This window comes from Corynebacterium antarcticum, from assembly GCF_016595285.2.
GTDB classification, from domain to species: Bacteria; Actinomycetota; Actinomycetes; order Mycobacteriales; family Mycobacteriaceae; genus Corynebacterium; species Corynebacterium antarcticum.
Window position 1 is genome coordinate 349,293 of sequence record NZ_JAENIP020000001.1, and the last position, 18,742, is coordinate 368,034.

An 18,742-nucleotide genomic window follows, 5' to 3' on the forward strand; every position below is an offset into this window, starting at 1 on the left:
GGAATCCCGCTCCACGAACAGTTAAGGACACTCATGAACAAGTTCATCAGAAACACCCTCGCCATCACCGCCGCCGGCGCCATGGCTCTCTCCCTCGCGGCGTGCGGCGACAGCAGCGACTCCGACAGCGCCGGTCTCCTCGGGGCCATCGAGTCGGGCAAGGTCAACATCGGGACCAAGTTCGATCAGCCCGGTCTCGGCCTGCGCACGCCTGACGGCACCTTCACGGGACTCGACGTCGACGTCGCGACCTACGTCGTCAACCACATCGCCGAGGAGAACAGCTGGAACACCCCGGAGATCACCTGGAAGGAGACCCCTTCCGCGCAGCGTGAGACCATGATCAAGAACGGCGAGGTCGACATGATCGCCGCCACCTACTCGATCAACGCGTCCCGCGCCGAGGCCGTGAACTTCGCCGGCCCGTACCTGATCACCCACCAGGCGCTCCTGGTGCGCAAGGACGACGACAAGATCTCATCGCTCGAGGACCTGGATCGCGGCGGAAAGCTCTGCTCCGTCTCCGGTTCCACCCCCGCGCAGAAGGTCAAGGACGCTCTGCCCGGCGTCCAGCTGCAGGAATACGACACCTACGCATCCTGTGTCGAGGCGCTCAGCCAGGGCAAGGTCGACGCGGTGAGCACCGACGCGACGATTCTGTACGGCTACGCCTCCCAGTACGAAGGCCAGTTCAGCGTCATCGAGATGGTCAAGCCCGACGGCGAGGCTTTCACCGACGAGTACTACGGCATCGGGATGATGAAGGACGACGCAGCCGCGACCGACGCCGTCAACGAGGCGCTGAGCGAGATGTACTCCTCCGGCGAGTTCATCAAACTCCTCAACAAGAACCTCGGCGACGATGCCTCCGTGGTCGAAGAGGGAACCCCCGGCGACCTCTCCTTCCTGACCGCAAAGTAGCACGAACACCGGGAGGGGGTCGGTACACACCGGCCCCCTCCTCGACACCGATAAGGAGTCTGCTCCGCTTATGAACGCCATGTGGAACGACCTGGCGCCGGCCCTCTGGCCCGCGTTCTGGGTCACCATTCAACTGACGGTCCTGTCGGCCATCGGCAGTTTTCTGCTCGGTACGGTGCTCACCGCGATGCGGGTCTCCCCGGTCTCGATCATGCGCCGACTGTCCGTCCTCTACATCAACACGGTACGGAACACGCCACTGACGCTGATCGTCCTGTTCTGTTCGATCGGTCTGTACGGGAATCTCGGGCTGACGCTCGCCCCGGACAACTCCCATTTCATCGAGTCGAACAACTTCCGGCTCGCGGTCCTGGGTTTCGTCCTCTACACCTCGGCCTTCGTCGCGGAATCCCTGCGTTCCGGAATCAACACCGTCCACTTCGGACAGTCCGAGGCCGCACGGTCACTGGGCCTGACCTTCCCGCAGATCTTCGGGTCGGTGATCTTCCCCCAGGCGCTCAGAGCGGCGATCGTCCCGCTCGGCAACACCCTGATCGCCCTGACGAAGAACACGACGGTCGCCTCGGTGATCGGTGTCGCCGAAGCATCGCTGCTGATGAAGGCCACCATCGAGAACCACGCTGCGCAGGGGTTCCTGATATTCGGGATCTTCGCCCTCGGGTTCCTCATCCTCACGCTGCCCATGGGTCTCCTGGTCAGCCACTACTCGACGACATTGGCGGTGAAGAACTAGATGAGCAGCAGCGTACGCGCAACGGTTCTCTACGATGCACCCGGTCCGAGGGGCCGGCGGATGAACCGGATCCTGACGGCCATCACTCTCCTGGGGGCGCTGGCGATCGGGTTCTGGATACTCCAGGTTCTCAACGACAACGGTCAGCTCGAAGGAGAGAAGTGGAATCCGTTCCTGAAGTCCACGACCTGGACGACCTATCTCCTTCCCGGCCTGTGGGGAACACTGAAGTCGGCGTTCTGCTCGATCATCCTCGCACTCGTCCTCGGCACCCTCCTCGGACTGGGACGCCTCTCCCCCAACCGGCTGATCTCGGTGTTCTGCGGGATCATCGTGGAGTTCTTCCGCGCGATCCCGGTGCTGATCCTCATGATCTTCGCCTATCAGATGTTCGCGCTCTACAACCTCGTGCCGTCCTCCCAGCTGGCGTTCTCCGCCGTGGTCTTCGGTCTGACGATGTACAACGGCTCGGTGATCGCCGAGATCCTCCGTTCCGGCATCAGGTCACTGCCCAAGGGCCAGATGGAGGCCGCGCGGGCGCTGGGACTGTCACACCGCAAGGCGACCTGGTCGATCCTTCTTCCCCAGTCGGTCGCCGCCATGCTGCCGGCGCTGATCTCGCAGATGGTGATCTCGCTCAAGGACGCGGCACTCGGCTACCAGATCGGCTACATCGAGATCGTCCGTTCCGGTCTGCAGTCGGCGTCCGCCTACCGCAACTACTTCCCGGCACTCATCATGGTCGCCGTCGTCATGATCATGATCAACTACGCCCTGACGCGCCTGGCCGAGCGGATCGAGCGGCAGTTACGGGCGGGACGCGCCCGCAAGCTGATCGTGGCGAAGGTTCCGGAGCATCCCGACCAGGGCGTGGAAACCAAGGACCGCGCCGTCGTCGACTGGCACGAGCCGTCCCACCGCGACCTGCGCACGCAGACGCAGGGAGAATGAGGCCCCGAACACGAAGCTGACCCCGGCCGGCGACATCGAGTCGACCTGCCGGAGCCCTGGAATCGGGGCCGTCGCCCCGGAAGGTTGTCGCCCGCGACGACGGCCCACTTTCCTTCCGCTTCACCCCCACGGTCAGGAGACCTCGGAGATCCTCTCGTCAAGAGCCTCCCGCGCCAGTTCCATGGACATTCCCTGGGGGAAGCCCCGACGCCCGAGCACACCGAGTATGCGTCTCAGGGCGCGATCCCGGTCCGTGCGGTCCCGCGGTTCCCGCGTCACCGTGGTCCGGGCCTTCTTCCGGGCCAGCTGAAGAGCCATGGCCCGCTCGTCCGACTCCGCGATCTGGGCGAGCGCACGGCTCCGCAGCTCGGGCGCGACACCCTTGTCCCGCAGCTCCAGGTCCAGGACGTCCCGTGATTTCCCCCGCCGCCTGTGACGCTGGCGGACCCACTCATGTGCGAAGGTCTCGTCGTCGATGAGACCGACCCGCTCCAGATCGTCCAGCACATCGGAGATCAGTCCGGCCGGGAACCCGAGATCCCCGAGTCGCCGGTCGAGTTCCCGCCGCGACCGTGACCGGTGGTCCAGAAGAAGCAGAGCCCGGTGACGGACGGCGGCCCTGTCCTTCTCCGCCTCGATGTCCATGAACCCGGAATCCCCGGATTCGACGGCGTGGACCGCCTCCCGGAGCCGGTCCACGGTCGCCTTCCGTTCCCCCCGGTCACCGCCGGCGGTGCATTCCTCTCCCGTCATGGTGCTGCAGTCCTCCTCCGTCCACCGTGCGGATCGGGGGCTGATCCCCCGTCTATCTGTCGTCGGAGTCGTCGTCGATGTCATCGAAATCGACGTTCGGGATGACATCCACCGGGTCATCACTCAACGCATCATCGTCGGTGTGACCCGCGACCCCCAACTTGGCGAAGATCTTGTGTTCGATCTCGTCGGAGATCTCCGGGTTGTCCTTCAGATACAGCCGGACCTTCTCCTTGCCCTGACCGAGCTGATCACCGTTGTAGGTGAACCACGATCCGGACTTCTTGACGATCCCGTTCTCCACCCCGAGATCGATGATCGAGGACTCCCGCGAGATGCCCTCGCCGTAGATGATGTCGAACTCGGCGAGTTTGAACGGCGGAGCGACCTTGTTCTTCGCGACCTTCAACCGGGTGCGGTTGCCGATCGCGTCCTGGCCGTCCTTGAGCGTCTGGATGCGGCGGACGTCGCACCGGACCGAAGCATAGAACTTCAGTGCCTTGCCGCCCGTGGTGGTCTCCGGGGATCCGAACATGACACCGATCTTCTCGCGGAGCTGGTTGATGAAGATCGCCGTGGTCCCCGAGTTGTGCAGGGCACCGGTCATCTTCCGCAGCGCCTGACTCATCAGCCTCGCCTGGAGTCCCACGTGGGAGTCACCCATCTCGCCCTCGATCTCGGCCTTCGGGGTCAGGGCGGCCACCGAGTCGATGACGATGATGTCGATCGCGCCGGAACGTACCAGCATGTCCGTGATCTCCAGCGCCTGTTCGCCGGTGTCCGGTTGGCTCACCAGCAGGTTGTCCGTGTCGACGCCCAGCTTGCGGGCGTAGTCGGGGTCGAGGGCGTGCTCGGCGTCGATGAACGCGGCGATGCCCCCCTCCTTCTGCGCCTGCGCAACGGCATGAAGCGCAACGGTGGTCTTACCGGAGGATTCCGGACCGTAGATCTCGATGATGCGTCCCCTGGGAAAGCCGCCGACACCGAGAGCGATGTCGATGGCGGTGTTTCCCGAGGAGATCGCCTTCACGGGTGGCCGGTTGTCGTCGCCGAGGCGCATCACCGCACCCTTGCCGAAGTCCTTCTCGATCCGCGACATGGCCACATCAAGGGCCTTGCGACGCTCATCGCCGGTGGACGCTGCATTGGTCTTCTTCTTCGTTGCCATTGCGGTGGGAACCTCGTGCTCTGTTCTCGGTGGTACTGGAATGTTCGGGTGAGCGGAAAACCTCCGGGCCCCGCGGACGAGTGGAACGCCTGTCCCCTGCCCGCGTCACCGCGGTGGGGAATCTGCCCTACAAGGGATGGGACCGCGGTACCGGCAAATGGGATCCCGCGGGATCCGCTCCACCCCCGATCGTGGACCGACGGACGGACACGTTCGTGGATGTCCGGGAGTCAGACCATACCGTATCCGGCGTCCGCGACACGGTTTGAGCGTACACGCACACGTGTTCGATATCAATGCGACACGGACGTCCGGAACCATGGCCTTTCCCCTCGCCAGAGGTCATTCGTCGGGCCCAAGGCGCCGCTCCTCCGGTATCTCGAAATCGCGGCAGATCTCCCACCAGACGTCCCGTGGATCGACACCGTCCTCGATGAGTTCGACCGCCGTCCTGCCGCGGCGCGACAGAACGTGCGACCGCATGATCCACATACCGTGGGCATGGCCGAATTCAGCGTCAATGAGTCGATCGAACTGGTGCAGGCGCATGACGGCAATCCTACAGTCGCCCCACGCCACCCATGCCCGGGCATGCAGCCCCGTTGCCACATGAACACTGTTCAATTGCTGCACATCCGGGTACTGTCTTCACATGTGAATGACAAAAGTATTTTTAACGTCCGTGACCTCGCTTACTCTGCGGTCTTCGCCGCCCTCATCATCGTCCTCGGGTACATCTCCATACCCGTGGGAGGTGCAGGTGTACCGATCGTCCTCCAGAACGCCGCCTGCATCATGGCCGGCCTCATCCTCGGACCACGCCGCGGTTTCCTCGCACTGGTGATCGTGTTCCTGCTCGGAATCGTGGGGCTGCCCGTCCTCTCCCAGGGCAAAAGTGTCCTCACGGCACTGAGCGGTCCCACCGTCGGATATCTGCTCGGCTACCTCCTCGCGCCGCTCATCGCCGGCGGGTTGAGTGCACGGGCACCGCGCAACCGCAGCGGCATGGCGATCAACTTCACCCTCGCGTTCCTCGCCGCGATGCTGGTCCAGTACTTCTTCGGGATCCTCGGCCTCATGTGGCGCCTCGACATGACGCTGAGCGCCGCCCTCGAGGTCCAGATTCCGTTCATCCCGGGTGCGATCGTCAAACTCATCGTCGGTGTGCTCATCGCGGTGGGCGTCCACGCGGCGCTCCCGGACCTCCGCGGGTTCGGCTCCCGCACGGAATCCGGGGCCGGTGGTGCGGCGAATCCGAAGCAGGAGTAGTCGCCACATCCCCCCGGGCGTCCCCGGTACCGCAGCCCCGGTACCGACCGCCGGCACCCGCCGGTACCGGGTCGCTGTCCCACCCCGTCCGAGCACACGTGCACACACGTCCCGCTGGCGGGACCATGATCCGTTTCTCCCCGGGGCTGCGGGCCGAGCACGAAAGGCCGACGACGAATGCCCCGGATAGTCTTCAACGAGGTCTCGGCCGTCTTCGACGGCAGGACCGTCCTCGATTCCGTCTCACTGGAACTCACCGAATCCCGGATCGGGGTCATCGGCGCCAACGGGGGCGGAAAATCCACCCTGATACGGATGATCAACGGTCTGGGCGAGCCGACGGCCGGAACGGTCACCGTCGACGGCGTCGATCCCTCCACCCACGGACGCGACATCCGCCGGAGGGTCGGTTTCGTGTTCTCGGACGCGGAAAACCAGATCATCATGCCCACGGTCCGGGAGGATGTGGCGTTCTCCCTGCGGCGGATGAAGCTCGACCGGCGGGACCGTGACGCCTGCGTGCAGGCGATGCTCGACCGGTTCGGCATCGGCCATCTGGCGGATTCGTCGCCACACGTGCTCTCCGGGGGCGAGAAACAGCTCCTCGCCCTCGCGGCGGTCCTGATCATCGATCCCGACGTGATCATCGCCGATGAGCCGACGACCCTGCTGGATCTGCGGAACCGGCTACGGATCAGACAGGAGTTCGATCGTCTCGAGCAGCAGCTGATCGTGGTCACCCACGATCTCGGCTTCCTGACCGGATTCGATCGGGTCATCTGCGTCCACGACCGTCGGGTGGTCGCCGACGGCGCCCCGGATGATGTCGTCTCCTTCTACCGCGATCTCATGTCCCGGGAGGCACACTGATGGCACGGGTCGTCATGTCATCGATTCCGATGGGGGTGTACGTACCCGGCGACACGCCGGTTCACCGGATGAACCCCACATGGAAGTTCGTCCTGCTCATCACCTACATCATCGCTTCCACGATGCTCATCGATTCACTCCCGGGCGCGGTTGCCTGCGTACTCGGGGTCGTCGCACTGGTCGCGGTCGCGCGAATACCCGCCCGAACCGCCTGGGGGCAGGTGTGGCCGGCCCTCCCCCTGCTGGGGTTCTTCGCGGCGTTCCAGTGGTGGCAACAGGGCTTCGAACCCGCCGCGGTCGTCTTCCTGCTGATCTCCTCATCGATCATGGCCGCGACACTGCTCACCCTGACGACGCGGGTGTCCGCCATGATGGATGCGCTCGAGGACAGTCTCCGTCCCCTGCAACGGTTCGGTGTTCCCGCGGACAAGGTGAGCCTGGCGATGTCCCTGACGATAAGGCTGATCCCCTTGCAGCTCGCCACGGTCCGGGAGGTCCTCGACGCCAGGAAGGCACGGGGGGCGACCATGTCCATCACAGCTTTCGGAACGCCCGTCATCGTCCGTTCGATCCGTCGGGCGCAACACATCTCCGATGCGCTGCTCGCCCGAGGGGTCGACGACTGAGAAGTCCGGCGCAACTGACACGAGGGCGGCCCCACCACCCGGCGGGGCCGCCCTCCTATGCGGGAATCTGAGGTGCTAGTTCTCTTCGCGCAGCTGACGCATCTTCTCCTCGACTGCGGCATCGGCGATGTTCGGGGTGTTCGACCGGGTGTCCCACTCCAACGCTTTGTCGGGGCTGCCGCTCTCGAGCTTCTCTGCGGCCATCTGTGCGCGGATCTGCTCGAGGCGGCTGTGCCCGGCGAGCTGGACACCGGCCTGCTCGACCTCCGCCATCCGGTTCTCGACCGAATTCTCGGCCAGTTCCGCCTGGCCGAGTGCGTTGGCGTAGCGTCGCTCGATCTTCTCCCGGACCTGGTCCAGATTCGGGGTGCTTCCCGAGGCGGTCATCGAGTTCATGGAGCGCAGGGACTCTGAGACCTTCTCCTGCATCTTGGCCTGCTCGAGCTGGCTCAGCAGTTTGGTGCGCTCGCCGACCTTCTGCTGCAGCATCATCGCATTCCGTTCAACGGCCTTCTTCGCCTGAGCCGCCTGCTGCAGGGCCTGGTCGTGAAGCTGCTTCGTGTCCTCGACCGACTGCTCCGCAGTGACGAGCTGTGCGGAGAACGCCTCGGCGGCATTCGTGTACTCGGTGGCCTTCGCGGTGTCTCCTTCGGCTGCGGCCTTGTCCGCCAGCTGGAGGGCCTGACGCGTGTTCGCCTGGAGCTTCTCGATCTCGGCCAGACGGCGATTCAGCTGCATCTCGAGCTGCCGCTGATTGCCGATGACGGTCGCAGCCTGCTGGGACAGCGCCTGGTGCTGGCGCTGCGCGTCCTCGATCGCCTGCTGAATCTGGATCTTCGGATCAGCGTGCTCCTCGATCTTCGAGTCGAACAGCGCGATGAAGTACTTCCATGCTTTGACGAAGGGGTTAGCCATTGTGAGAGTCGAGCCTTCCGTTCATTGACTTTACGCCCGCGGTCGCTACGACAGTGGGCTGATGATGCGGGGTGAGGCACGGTGCGTGCCGGGAAACTGCGGACCTGGCCGGGCCGTTGCGGCTCGGTACTGTCACCAATCTAGCCGCTATGACCCTACACTGCAGCGAGGTCCGCCTCCGCGGTGTGCACCGCCATCGATCCGGCCGCCTCGATGAGAACGTCGGACACCGTCGCACCGAGTGCATGACAGACGGCGGCGAGCAGTTCGGAGGACACCTCTTTCCTGCCGCGTTCCAGTTCCGACAGATACCCGGGGGACACCCGTGCCGTCTCGGCGAGCTCCCGGAGCGTTATACCGCGGTCCGCCCGAAACGCACGCAAAGCAGAACCGAGTGCCTCGCGGAGCAGCGGCTCACGGGTTTCGCCGGCGCGCGCCGGTGCGTGGACCGGCTGGTCGAGAAGAACAGTGTAAGTAGCCATCACTATAGACAACGTCACAGCTACCGATTTTGTTCCCTCTCCTCCGGTACCGTGCCGACAGGACGCTGAACTGGCCTTTCAGGACCCGGTATTCCCGTGTCACCCGAAACCGCGGCGCGGAGCAACCCGCGCAGCGCCTCCGAAACCGCCGCGGCGCGGATGGCCTCGCGGTTCCCTGAAAGAAGACCGCCTTCCGGGCCGCTCCCGGCAGCGCGGCTCGCCGCAACTCCACCATCGGGGAAGGCCAGCCCGATCCAGACCTCACCGACCGGATGACCTTCCTGGGAGTCGGGGCCGGCGACCCCCGTCAACCCGACACCCCAACTGGCCGAGCAGCGGTCCCTCGCCCCCACCGCCATCGCCTCCGCGCAGTCCGGCGAAATGACGCCGTGCCGCGCGACGAGATCCTGCGGAACGCCCGCGAGGCTGATCTTCAGATCGGTGGCGTAGGTGACGAGACCTCCCCGGAGCACGGCGGATGCGCCGGGCACACGGGCCAGCGAGGCGGATGCCAGGCCGGCGGTCAGGGATTCACAGAAGGCGACGGTCTGCCCCCGGGCCGACAGTGCCGCGACGACTTCAGCGGCCAGTGCCTCCAGATCCGCTGCCTTCATGACCGAACTCTCACCGGCGTCGTGAGACCAACAGGTACTGGACACCGGTCGCGACGGTCACCGCCAACGCCGCGAGCATCACGAGCACGATGACCGGGTGGAGGAACCCCGGCAGCGGAAGGAGGTAGAGGGCGACGGCGACCGACTGCAGAACGGTCTTGAGCTTTCCACCCCGGGAGGCGGGTACGACCCGGCCTGCACGGAGCTGCCCCATGCGCCAGAAGGTGATGCCGAGCTCACGGAAGACGATCACGACGGTGACCCACCACCACAGTGCCCCCGTGATGTTCAGACACACCAGCGCGGCGATCATCAGCGCCTTGTCAGCGATGGGATCCGCGATCTTCCCGAAGTTCGTCACCAGCCCGCGGGCACGGGCTATGTCCCCGTCGAGTTTGTCGGTGATCATCAGTGCGATGAACAGCGCGAAGGAAGCCCACATCCACCCCGCGTGTTCGCTGCCGCTCCGCAGTACCAACCAGGCGAACAGCGGAATGGCGATGATCCGCAGCGAGGTGAGCACGTTGGGCAGGTTGAGGTTCGACGGCGACTCCGCCGTACCGCTGGATTTACTCATGGGACCACTCACAGTCCTCTACAGTACTCACATCGGTGGCTGGCGCCGTCGGGGCCCACGGCCACTACAATCGGTGGACATGAATACCTTCGTCGTTGAGTACTCGTATCCCGCCGATTCCGATCTGATCACCGAGGTCCGCCCACGCCACCGGGAGTTTCTCGCGGCCCTCAAGGAGAAGGGGCAGCTGATCGGATCCGGCCCGTACACCGACGGTGACGGCGGCGCGCTCATCGTGATCCGCCTCCCTGAACCGGCGTCACTCGATGATGCGCGCGCACTGATGGACCGGGATCCCTTCCACACCGAGGGGGCGCTCACCGCACGGGTCTTCCACACCTGGAACCCGGTGCTCAACGTCTTCAACGACTGATCCCGTCCCGGATCTCCGTTCCGTACGGGAGAGCCCGATCCCCGGAAGCCCCTCCCCGGAGATCGGGCTCGTCGTTTCCCGGAGGAGGAACCGTCAGTTCGTCGCTGCGTCGTCGTGGATGTCCTTCGCCCTGTTCCACTTCGGGGCGACGGCGCCCTGCGCCTCATCCCGTTTCGTCTTGATCACCGACGCGACCGTGGTGAGCACCAGTGTGACGACGATGAACACCAGCGAGAACGCCGTCGACACCTCGGGGACGTGGATCGACTCTCCCCCGTTGAGGAACGGCAGGCTGTTCTCGTGCATGGCGTGCAGAGTGAGTTTCACACCGATGAAGGCGAGGATTGCACCGAGACCGTAGGGCAGGAACACGAGCCGGTCCAGAAGACCGTCCAGCAGGAAGTACATCTGGCGGAGCCCCATCAGCGCGAAGGCGTTCGCGGTGAAGACGATGTAGGGCTCCCGCGTGAGCCCGAAGATGGCGGGGATGGAGTCGAACGCGAACATCAGATCGATGAAACCGATGCACACCAGGCAGATCATGAGTGGGGTCACCATCTGGCGCCCGCCCACTCTGGTGAACAGCCTGTCCCGGTCGAACCCGCTCGACACGGGTACCGCACGGCGTACGGTCCTCACCACGAGCATGTCATCGACCTCGGTCTCCTCGGCGCCGCGAATCTCGTCGACGATGAGCTTGATGGCCGTGTAGAGCAGGAATACGCCGAAGAGGTAGAAGACCCAGCTGGCCGCGTTGATCGCCGCCGCACCCAACCCGATGAAGATGCCCCGGAAGAGCAGCGCGAGGGCGATGCCGATGAGCAGTACCTTCTGCTGGTACGCCCGTGGAACCCGGAAGGAACCGATGATCAGGGCGAAGATGAACAGGTTGTCCACGCTCAGCGAGAGCTCGGTGATGTATCCGGCGAAGAACTCGATGCCGTGCTGATGGTTGCCGTCCGGGCCGCCCCAGGTGAGCCAGAGAAAACCGCCGAACAGGCAAGCCAGCAGCACGTAGAAGATCATCCATCCCGCGGCCTCCTTCATGGTGGGCTCGTGGGGGCTGCGCACGTGACTGACGAAGTCGAACGCGATGAAGCCGAGCAGAACGACGACGGTGATGACCCAGGTGAGGGTGTTGACTTCCACTTGGAAAAAGACCTCCGGTCTCAGGGTGTGACGTGAAAACCGGAGGTCTCCCCCGCTGCGTGGATGGTGCAGCCGACACGGCCGGGGAACCGCGCCGACACCGCCGGGAGCGGTACGGAACGGCCACCGTGTTGACGACCGGTGCCGTTGGGTGGGGTACTCCCCTCCATGAACGAGACCACTCTACAGCGGTGTGACGCGGCGACGCCAACGGTGCTTGACACCGGCACCTGCGGCCCCTCGTCAGAACACTCCACCGGTGGGACTGGTGGTCACCGTCGTTGTGCCGTCATCACTGTCGTCGGGGGTGTCTTCCCCGAAGTCGTCTTCCTTCGGGGCCTCCGCCGGGTCGGCCCCCTTGATCATCCAGATGACGGTGTCCAGTTCCTCCGGCTTGACGAGCACTTCGCGGGCCTTGGACCCCTCGGAGGGGCCGACGACGCCCCGCGTCTCCATCAGGTCCATGAGGCGGCCGGCCTTCGCGAAGCCGATACGGAGCTTGCGCTGCAGCATCGACGTGGAACCGAACTGGCTCGTGACGACGAGTTCGACCGCCTGGAGCAGATCCTCGAGATCGTCCCCGATGTCGTCGTCGATGTCCTTCTTCGCCTCTGCGGCCTTGTCCTCGGTGACGCCCTCCGTGTAGTCCGGCTCGGCCTGTGCCTTCGCCGCATCGACGACGGCCTGAACCTCCTCGTCGGTGACGAAGGCGCCCTGGATCCGCTGCGGCTTGCCTGCGCCCTGCGGGATGAACAGCGCGTCGCCCATCCCGATCAGTTTCTCGGCGCCCGCCTGGTCCAGGATGACGCGGGAATCGGTGAGAGACGAGGTGGCGAACGCGAGCCTGGAGGGAACGTTCGTCTTGATCAGTCCGGTGACCACGTCGACGGACGGACGCTGCGTGGCGAGCACGAGGTGGATGCCCGCGGCACGCGCCTTCTGGGTGATCCGGACGATCGAGTCCTCGATCTCCTTCGGCGCGGTCATCATCAGGTCGGCGAGCTCATCGACGACGCACACGATGTACGGGTACGGACGGTACTCCCGCTGAGAGCCCTGCGGGGCGGCGACCTCACCGGAGAGAACCTTCCGGTTGAAGTCCTTGATGTGCCGGACGCGCGCGGACTTCATGTCCATGTAGCGCTGCTCCATCTCCTCGACGAGCCACTGCAACGCCGACGCCGCCTTCTTCGGCTGCGTGATGATCGGCGTGATCAGGTGCGGGATGCCCTCGTAGGGGGTGAGTTCCACCATCTTGGGGTCGACGAGGATGAGCCGCACCTGCTCGGGTGTCGCCCTGGTGAGCAGGGAGACGAGCAGTGAGTTGACGAAGGCCGACTTACCGGAACCTGTCGCACCTGCGACGAGAAGGTGGGGCATCTTCTGCATCGAGTGCGACACGAACTCGCCCTCGATGTCCTTTCCGAGTCCGATGAGCATCGGGTCGTGGTTGTCGACGGTCGCGGGGGCATTGAGCACATCCCCCAGTCGGACCATCTCCCGGTCGGTGTTCGGAACCTCGATACCGACGAGTGACTTGCCCGGGATGGGCGCCAGGATCCGGACGTTGTCGGTGGCGGCGGCGTACGCGAGGTTCGACTGGAGGTTGGTGATCTTCGAGACCTTCACACCGGGGCCGAGCTGGACCTCGTACCGGGTGACCGTCGGTCCACGGGAGAATCCGACGACCGAGGCATCGACATTGAATTCGCTGAATACCTCGGTGATCGCCTCGATCATCCGGTCGTTGGCCTCGGAGCGGGTCTTCGGCCGGTTTCCGGGGATCAGCATGTCGGCGCTGGGGATGACGTAGTCGTCGGACCCGGCTACCGCGGTCGCCTGTTCCGGCGTGTCCGGCGACTTCCGCGCGGTGCTGTTTCTTTCGCTGGCGGGAACGGCTGCGGGCACCGCCGCGGCATCGACCCCGGAGCGGGCGATGATCGCGTCGCGCATCGCCTTCCTCGAGGCGGACACGGCGTCGTCCACGCCTTTGGCGGCGGTCCCGGCAGCCGAGGCGGTCGCGGCACCACCGGTCACGGCCGCCGTCTCGGCCGCACGGGATTCCGTCCGCGCAGCGGCTCCCGCAGCGGACGCGGCGCCCGCCGCACCGGCACCCGCCGCACCTTTACGGTGCCGTTCCGCCACGGGTTGAGGGGTGTCCGGAACCACGGGCAGCTCATTGGTGTCCGAAGCGGACGGGGGCTGCTTGCGCACGGAACGGGAGGGCTCCTCCACGGACGACGTGGAGAACAGGGTGTGCTCACCGTCGTCCTCCTCCTCGGGCAGCGGGTACGCCTCCATGGGGGTGACGGGTCGGCGACGGGAGGCCTTCGTCCGCGCGGGCCGGTAGGTCTCCTCGTACTCCGTGAAATCCGCGTCGTCGTCGAGACCGTCGGTGTCCGGACCGGGGACCGTGCCGTCGGACGATGCGCCGAATCCGAAGAAGTCGGCGATGCCCCCGAGGAATGAGGGGCGTCCGCTCGTCAGTTCGTCGCGACTGCTCCGCTCGAGCAGACCACCGAGATGGTCGGTGAACTCCCGGACCGTGATACCGGTGACCTTGAGCGCCCCGTAGACGATGACGAGGAAGAGCAGCGGAACCGCGATGTAGGGGGTGAATCCCCGTGCCGCGACGTCTCCGACGAGGACGCCGACCGCACCGCCGGCGTTCCGCCGTCCGGCGATGTCGGTGGGTAGCCCGGCGAAGATGTGGATCAGCCCCAGCATCGACACGACGATGAGGGTGACACCGACCGGAACACGGGGTGTCACCGACGACGTCCCACTTCTCTCTGTGCCCCTCCCGGCCATGAGGGATACCGCACCGACGAGGAGAACGATCGGAAGGACGAGCGCACCCGCCCCGATGAGCCACCGGACAGCGTCGTCGACCGCACGCCCGACGGGCCCCGCCACGTCGAGCCAGACGGCACCGCCGAGAACGACGGCCAGTGCGATGAGCGCCAGGCCGAGACCATCGTGCGGGGAGCTCTGCGGATTCCCGGTGTCGGGGTCCGGAGAATCATCCCCGTCGAGTCCCGCTTCGCGACGCTGCGGGCCGCGACCGCCCCGCCGGCCGCCTCCGTCGGTCTCCGCGCCCATCTTCCGTCTCTTCCGGTCTCCCGGGTACGTGATCTCCTCAGTCGCCTCGGACCCGGGTTCCTCCGGCACCGCCTCATCCCGGGAGCCCATCGACCGGGTGGCGTCTCCGATTCCCCTGGCCGCCGCGCCGAACATTCCCCGGATACCTCCGCCGACGGCCCGGAAGGCGCTTCCGGTGCGTTCCTCGGAGGTCACTGCCGCGCGCTGCGCCGGACGTGTCTGAGCGGCGCGGGGCACATTCCGCTGACTGCGGGAGGTACCGGGGCGCTTGCTGTCTCGTCGTGTGGTTCCGGGGCGACTTTTGGCTGGCATGACTGAAAGGATAGACGCATCCGACACTCCAGTCACAGATGCCACACCGGGATACGGTCGAGAAGAACACCGCTCCTCTCCCCCGTCACACCGCAGCCCCCTCAGATACTCGTGAACCGTATCCTGTCCCGGTCACCGGTGACCGTCACAACCGACTCAGTTCTGCCGAAACAGAACAGCAGGAGCTCGCCCGCGGTACCGGATACACGGACGACGTCCGATCCGTGGCCGGTGACACCACGGCGTTCCACGGCGACGATGGAAGGGGCTCCGTCGGGATCGAGGATCACCGGGCATTCCGAACCCCGGAGCAGTCGGGCACCGAACCGACGTAGAACGGCCAGCAGAGTCTCCGTGTCATCGGTCCCGAATGTGCGCGGCTCCCAGCCTTCACGGGCACGCCGCACATCCTCGTGGTGGATGAAGTGCTCCCCGGCATTCAGCTGGGCGTCGAGAAACCGTAGTGGGCTGAATCGTGGCGGTCCCGAAGCCCACGCCCGAACGATGTCCACGTAGTCACGTGATCCGACCTGCTCGCTGACGGAACGGAGATGGCCGCGGAGAGCGGGGAGGAACATCCCCGCCGCCGCATCGGGCCGGGTCTCCCGGACGAGCAGATGGACCGCCATGTCTCTCGTGCTCCAGCCCTCGCAGAGGGTTGGAGCGTCAGAGCCGAGTTCGAGGAGGAGCGAGCCGAGTGCGGCCCTTTCGGATGCGGCGAAAGTCATGGCCCCAGCCTAGTCGTACCGGCTCAGTGAACCGATTCGACCGGGCCGGGGCCATGTCGTTGATGCGGGTGGGGGTCAGCGGGTCTCGCGGGCCCGGCGTACAGCCTCATCCGGGACCGGATTGTGGCTGTCCGAGCTCATCGGCACGACGGTCGGGATGACCATCGGCTTACGGCGCCACTTCTGTTCGACGAAGCGCGACACCTTGCGGCGCAGCTGGCGGACCATGCGGTAGGGGTCGTTCTCCCCTTCGCCGGCGAGCTGACGCATCGTGTTGTCGACCAGTTCGGTGATCTCCGGCATCATCGCCTTCGCGTCCTCGGAGAAGCCCTTGGCCTGGACCGTCGGGCGCTCCAGCGGTCGGCCGGTGCGGTTGTCGATGACGACGGTGATGGAGATGAGGCCACCTTCGCCCATCTCGGTGCGGTCGGCGAGGACCTCGTCGTCGATGTCACCCATGGTGACACCGTCGACGTAGAGGTTACCGATCGGGATCTGACCGACGACCTCGGCCTTGCCGTCGGCGAGGTCGACGACGACGCCGTTCTGGGCGAGCATGACACGCTCGCGGTCGACGCCGGTGGAGACGGCCAGTTCCTTGTTGGCACGGAGGTGCCTCCACTCACCGTGAACCGGCATAGCGTTCTTCGGACGGACGGCGTTGTAGAGGAAGAGCAGCTCCCCCGCGTAGCCGTGGCCGGAGGTGTGGACCTTAGCGTCCTTGCCGGTGATGACGGTCGCCCCGATCTGCGCGAGCATGTTGATGACGCCGAAGACGGCTTCCTCGTTACCGGGGACCAGCGAGGACGAGAGGATGATCAGGTCGCCGTCGCGGACGGTGACCTGACGGTGCTCACGACGCGCCATGCGGGACAGCGCGGCCATGGGCTCGCCCTGGGTGCCGGTGGTGATCAGCATGACCTTGTGCGGGGCCATGCGGCCCGCTTCATCCATGCTGATGAAGGTGCCCTTGGGTGCCTTCAGGTATCCGAGCTTCTCGGCGATCTCCATGTTGCGGATCATCGAACGACCGTTGAAGGCGACCTTGCGGCCGGTGGCGACGGCGGCATCCACGGCCGCCTGGACCCGGTAGACGTTCGAGGCGAAGGACGCGAGGATGACCCGCTGCTTCGCCTCCCCGATCAGACGGCGCAGGGTCGGGGCGATGTCGGATTCGGAGCCGGACATGCCGGGCGTCGTCGCGTTCGTCGAATCGCAGAGGAACAGATCGATGCCCTCGTCGCCGTAGCGGGAGATCGCCGGCAGGTCGGTCGGACGGCCGTCGGTCGGCGTCTGATCCAGTTTGATGTCACCGGTGAGCAGAACCGTACCGGCCTTCGTCTTCAGGACGATACCGAGGCAGTCCGGGATCGAGTGGTTCACCGCGAAGAAGCGGACGTTGAACGGACCGTAATCCTTCTCCGAGGTCTGGTCGACCTCGATGAGCTTCGGGCGCAGCCGGTGTTCGCGGCATTTCGCGGCGATGAGCGCGAGCGTGAACTTCGAGCCCACGATCGGCAGGTCGGGGCGCATCTTGAGCAGCCACGGGATCGCACCGATGTGGTCCTCGTGCCCGTGGGTGATCACCAGGGCGTCGATGCGGTCGAGCTTGTCCTCGAGGTACGAGAAGTCGGGCAGGATGAGGTCGACGCCGGGTTCACCGGAGGACGGGAAGAGCACGCCGCAGTCCACGATGAGGATGCGGTCGTTGTACTCGAAGACCGTCATGTTGCGGCCGATCTCCGAGATTCCGCCGAGCGCGATGACGCGCAGACCGTTCTTCGGGGCCTTCGGGGGTTCCGGGAGACGTCGGGTCAGGTCAGCGCCCTGCATGGATTTGACGACGTTGCGGCCACGGTCGTTGTTGCCACCACGGTCGTTGTTGCCGCCGCGGTTACCCTGCGAACGGTCGTTGCCGCCACGGTTTCCGCCGCCGGAGTTGCCGCCCCGGCCGCGGCGGTTTCCACCGGAATTCCGGTCATTGCCGCCGCCACGGTTGTTGTCACGGTCGCCACGGTCGCCGTTCGGAGACTTCGCTCCCGACTTCTTCGTGCCCCGGTTGTCGGTTCCGGTGTCGCCGTCCGTGCCTTCGGCTACGGGGTTGGGCTGCTCAGGGGCCTTGAACTCGGGGGCCTCCGGCGGACCCGCCTTGCGGGTGACCTTCCGGGATCGATTACGGGTGTCAGACATATTTATAGGACTCCAGCCTGTTCTAGATCGGTGCGGAGTTCCTCGAGCTGCGCCTGATCCACGGGGATCTGCGGCAGCCGGGGTTCTCCGGCGTCGAGGCCCTGCAGTCGCAGAGCCCCCTTCGAGAAGCTGACTCCGCCCAGGCGTGCCTGGGCTCTGATCAGCGGGGAAAGTTTGTTGTTGATAGCGCGCGCACGAACGAGATCACCTTCGGTGAAACTCGTGTGCAGCTCACGCAGTCGGCGTGCTGCAGCATGCCCGATCACGGAGATGAAACCGGTGGCCCCCAGCGACAGCCAGGGAAGGTTGAGCGGGTCGTCTCCCGAGTACCAGGCGAGACCTGTCTCGGCGATCAGGGGTGTGGCCGCGGCAAGGTCGCCCTTGGCGTCCTTGACGGCCACGATCGTGCGATGTTCAGCCAGACGCTGAATGGTATCAGATTCAATCGGGATAACCGAACGGGGAGGAATGTCGTACAGGCACACCGGCAGATCGGTGGCGTCGGCGACGGCGGTGAAGTGGCGGTAGATGCCCTCCTGCGTCGGCTTCGAATAGTACGGCGTGACCACGAGCAGGGAGTCAGCCCCGGCATCCGCGGATGCCTTCGCGAGTGCGACGGACGCCGCGGTGTCGTAGGTGCCGGCGCCGGCGATGATCTTCGCGCGGTCACCGACCTCGGCCTTGACCTCACGCAGCAGAGTGAGCTTCTCGTCGGTGGTCGTCGTCGGGGACTCCCCGGTCGTACCGGCCAGTACGAGGGCGTCGCATCCCTCGTCGACGAGGTGTGCCGCGAGCCGGCGGCCCGCGGCGGTGTCGAGATCACCGTTGCGGTCGAACGGGGTGACCATGGCGACGGCGACGGTGCCGAAGTGCTCGGCCCCGGTGCTGACTGTCATACCTGTGCTCATGTTGTACGAGGGTACCCGGTCTGGCCGGGGTGCCGGACATTGCGGTGCCTCCGGCGCGTGTCGTCGCCACCTCGCCCCCG

The 18,742-nt window shown here is 65.6% G+C and carries 19 protein-coding genes; 7 read left to right on the forward strand and 12 right to left on the reverse strand.

Going from position 1 to position 18,742, the window contains the following annotated elements; all coding sequences use genetic code 11:
* Positions 1-33: 33 nt before the first annotated feature.
* The 3 genes from JIM95_RS01545 (at position 34) to JIM95_RS01555 (ending at position 2,626) form a co-directional block, all read left to right on the forward strand.
* On the forward strand, positions 34-921 hold the full coding sequence (locus JIM95_RS01545) for a glutamate ABC transporter substrate-binding protein (RefSeq protein ID WP_200257186.1): 888 nt from the start codon (positions 34-36) through the stop codon (positions 919-921).
* Between the two features lie 70 nt (positions 922-991).
* Positions 992-1,675 carry an amino acid ABC transporter permease gene (locus tag JIM95_RS01550; RefSeq protein ID WP_200257185.1) on the forward strand — a complete coding sequence of 228 codons (684 nt, stop codon included), beginning with the start codon at positions 992-994 and terminating at the stop codon, positions 1,673-1,675.
* Positions 1,676-2,626, forward strand: a complete 951-nt coding sequence (locus JIM95_RS01555; RefSeq protein WP_200257184.1) for an amino acid ABC transporter permease — start codon at positions 1,676-1,678, stop codon at positions 2,624-2,626.
* Positions 2,627-2,758: 132 nt separating this feature from the next.
* Here the strand turns inward: JIM95_RS01555 and JIM95_RS01560 are convergent, their stop codons facing one another.
* The 3 genes from JIM95_RS01560 to JIM95_RS01570 form a co-directional block, all read right to left on the reverse strand.
* Complete coding sequence (locus JIM95_RS01560) at positions 2,759-3,379, reverse strand: regulatory protein RecX (RefSeq protein WP_200257183.1); 621 nt, start codon at positions 3,377-3,379, stop codon at positions 2,759-2,761.
* Positions 3,380-3,431: 52 nt separating this feature from the next.
* Positions 3,432-4,547 carry a recombinase RecA gene (recA, locus tag JIM95_RS01565; protein ID WP_200257182.1) on the reverse strand — a complete coding sequence of 372 codons (1,116 nt, stop codon included), beginning with the start codon at positions 4,545-4,547 and terminating at the stop codon, positions 3,432-3,434.
* 342 nt (positions 4,548-4,889) lie between these two features.
* Positions 4,890-5,096, reverse strand: a complete 207-nt coding sequence (locus JIM95_RS01570; RefSeq protein ID WP_200257181.1) for a DUF3046 domain-containing protein — start codon at positions 5,094-5,096, stop codon at positions 4,890-4,892.
* Positions 5,097-5,201: 105 nt separating this feature from the next.
* On the opposite strand from JIM95_RS01570, the gene JIM95_RS01575 reads away from it, so the two are divergent.
* The 3 genes from JIM95_RS01575 to JIM95_RS01585 all read left to right on the forward strand — a co-directional run bounded on the left by JIM95_RS01575 (position 5,202) and on the right by JIM95_RS01585 (position 7,312).
* Positions 5,202-5,816 (forward strand): biotin transporter BioY, encoded by a 615-nt coding sequence (locus tag JIM95_RS01575; protein WP_248112769.1) that lies wholly within the window; start codon positions 5,202-5,204, stop codon positions 5,814-5,816.
* 177 nt (positions 5,817-5,993) lie between these two features.
* The gene (locus JIM95_RS01580) at positions 5,994-6,686 is read left to right on the forward strand and encodes an energy-coupling factor ABC transporter ATP-binding protein (RefSeq protein WP_200257178.1); all 693 of its coding nucleotides are present in this window, start codon (positions 5,994-5,996) and stop codon (positions 6,684-6,686) included.
* Between the two features lie 14 nt (positions 6,687-6,700).
* Complete coding sequence (locus tag JIM95_RS01585; protein WP_200257177.1) at positions 6,701-7,312, forward strand: energy-coupling factor transporter transmembrane component T family protein; 612 nt, start codon at positions 6,701-6,703, stop codon at positions 7,310-7,312.
* A gap of 75 nt (positions 7,313-7,387) precedes the next feature.
* On the opposite strand, the gene JIM95_RS01590 is transcribed toward JIM95_RS01585, so the two are convergent.
* From JIM95_RS01590 to pgsA, 4 genes are all read right to left on the reverse strand, one after another.
* A complete protein-coding gene (locus tag JIM95_RS01590) occupies positions 7,388-8,227 on the reverse strand; it encodes a PspA/IM30 family protein (RefSeq protein WP_200257176.1) in 840 nt (279 codons plus the stop codon).
* 155 nt (positions 8,228-8,382) lie between these two features.
* A complete protein-coding gene (locus tag JIM95_RS01595; protein WP_200257175.1) occupies positions 8,383-8,709 on the reverse strand; it encodes a helix-turn-helix domain-containing protein in 327 nt (108 codons plus the stop codon).
* A 20-nt stretch (positions 8,710-8,729) separates the two neighbouring features.
* Entirely contained in the window at positions 8,730-9,323 is a 594-nt protein-coding gene (locus tag JIM95_RS01600; protein ID WP_200257174.1) for a CinA family protein, read from the reverse strand.
* 10 nt (positions 9,324-9,333) lie between these two features.
* A complete protein-coding gene (pgsA, locus tag JIM95_RS01605) occupies positions 9,334-9,900 on the reverse strand; it encodes a CDP-diacylglycerol--glycerol-3-phosphate 3-phosphatidyltransferase (RefSeq protein WP_200257173.1) in 567 nt (188 codons plus the stop codon).
* Positions 9,901-9,979: 79 nt separating this feature from the next.
* Here pgsA and JIM95_RS01610 point away from each other — a divergent pair, with 79 nt between their 5' ends.
* Entirely contained in the window at positions 9,980-10,273 is a 294-nt protein-coding gene (locus JIM95_RS01610; protein ID WP_200257171.1) for a YciI family protein, read from the forward strand.
* A gap of 93 nt (positions 10,274-10,366) precedes the next feature.
* Here the strand turns inward: JIM95_RS01610 and JIM95_RS01615 are convergent, their stop codons facing one another.
* From JIM95_RS01615 to dapA, 5 genes are all read right to left on the reverse strand, one after another.
* On the reverse strand, positions 10,367-11,422 hold the full coding sequence (locus tag JIM95_RS01615; RefSeq protein WP_200257169.1) for a TerC/Alx family metal homeostasis membrane protein: 1,056 nt from the start codon (positions 11,420-11,422) through the stop codon (positions 10,367-10,369).
* A 243-nt stretch (positions 11,423-11,665) separates the two neighbouring features.
* A complete protein-coding gene (locus JIM95_RS01620) occupies positions 11,666-14,836 on the reverse strand; it encodes an FtsK/SpoIIIE family DNA translocase (protein ID WP_200257167.1) in 3,171 nt (1,056 codons plus the stop codon).
* A gap of 101 nt (positions 14,837-14,937) precedes the next feature.
* Positions 14,938-15,564, reverse strand: a complete 627-nt coding sequence (locus JIM95_RS01625) for a TIGR03085 family metal-binding protein (protein WP_200257166.1) — start codon at positions 15,562-15,564, stop codon at positions 14,938-14,940.
* A 75-nt stretch (positions 15,565-15,639) separates the two neighbouring features.
* On the reverse strand, positions 15,640-17,754 hold the full coding sequence (locus JIM95_RS01630; protein WP_200257164.1) for a ribonuclease J: 2,115 nt from the start codon (positions 17,752-17,754) through the stop codon (positions 15,640-15,642).
* Positions 17,755-17,756: 2 nt separating this feature from the next.
* Positions 17,757-18,662 (reverse strand): 4-hydroxy-tetrahydrodipicolinate synthase, encoded by a 906-nt coding sequence (gene dapA / locus JIM95_RS01635; RefSeq protein ID WP_200257162.1) that lies wholly within the window; start codon positions 18,660-18,662, stop codon positions 17,757-17,759.
* Between the last annotated feature and the right edge of the window lie 80 nt (positions 18,663-18,742).

Bases quoted from the DNA above. Each gene is read 5' to 3' on its own strand.
- JIM95_RS01545 (WP_200257186.1), top strand. From the start codon at position 34: ATGAACAAGTTCATCAGAAACACCCTCGCCATCACCGCCGCCGGCGCC.
- JIM95_RS01550 (WP_200257185.1), top strand. From the start codon at position 992: ATGAACGCCATGTGGAACGACCTGGCGCCGGCCCTCTGGCCCGCGTTC.
- JIM95_RS01555 (WP_200257184.1), top strand. From the start codon at position 1,676: ATGAGCAGCAGCGTACGCGCAACGGTTCTCTACGATGCACCCGGTCCG.
- JIM95_RS01560 (WP_200257183.1), bottom strand. From the start codon at position 3,379: ATGACGGGAGAGGAATGCACCGCCGGCGGTGACCGGGGGGAACGGAAG.
- recA (WP_200257182.1), bottom strand. From the start codon at position 4,547: ATGGCAACGAAGAAGAAGACCAATGCAGCGTCCACCGGCGATGAGCGT.
- JIM95_RS01570 (WP_200257181.1), bottom strand. From the start codon at position 5,096: ATGCGCCTGCACCAGTTCGATCGACTCATTGACGCTGAATTCGGCCAT.
- JIM95_RS01580 (WP_200257178.1), top strand. From the start codon at position 5,994: ATGCCCCGGATAGTCTTCAACGAGGTCTCGGCCGTCTTCGACGGCAGG.
- JIM95_RS01585 (WP_200257177.1), top strand. From the start codon at position 6,701: ATGTCATCGATTCCGATGGGGGTGTACGTACCCGGCGACACGCCGGTT.
- JIM95_RS01590 (WP_200257176.1), bottom strand. From the start codon at position 8,227: ATGGCTAACCCCTTCGTCAAAGCATGGAAGTACTTCATCGCGCTGTTC.
- JIM95_RS01595 (WP_200257175.1), bottom strand. From the start codon at position 8,709: ATGGCTACTTACACTGTTCTTCTCGACCAGCCGGTCCACGCACCGGCG.
- JIM95_RS01600 (WP_200257174.1), bottom strand. From the start codon at position 9,323: ATGAAGGCAGCGGATCTGGAGGCACTGGCCGCTGAAGTCGTCGCGGCA.
- pgsA (WP_200257173.1), bottom strand. From the start codon at position 9,900: ATGAGTAAATCCAGCGGTACGGCGGAGTCGCCGTCGAACCTCAACCTG.
- JIM95_RS01610 (WP_200257171.1), top strand. From the start codon at position 9,980: ATGAATACCTTCGTCGTTGAGTACTCGTATCCCGCCGATTCCGATCTG.
- JIM95_RS01620 (WP_200257167.1), bottom strand. From the start codon at position 14,836: ATGCCAGCCAAAAGTCGCCCCGGAACCACACGACGAGACAGCAAGCGC.
- JIM95_RS01625 (WP_200257166.1), bottom strand. From the start codon at position 15,564: ATGACTTTCGCCGCATCCGAAAGGGCCGCACTCGGCTCGCTCCTCCTC.
- JIM95_RS01630 (WP_200257164.1), bottom strand. From the start codon at position 17,754: ATGTCTGACACCCGTAATCGATCCCGGAAGGTCACCCGCAAGGCGGGT.
- dapA (WP_200257162.1), bottom strand. From the start codon at position 18,662: ATGAGCACAGGTATGACAGTCAGCACCGGGGCCGAGCACTTCGGCACC.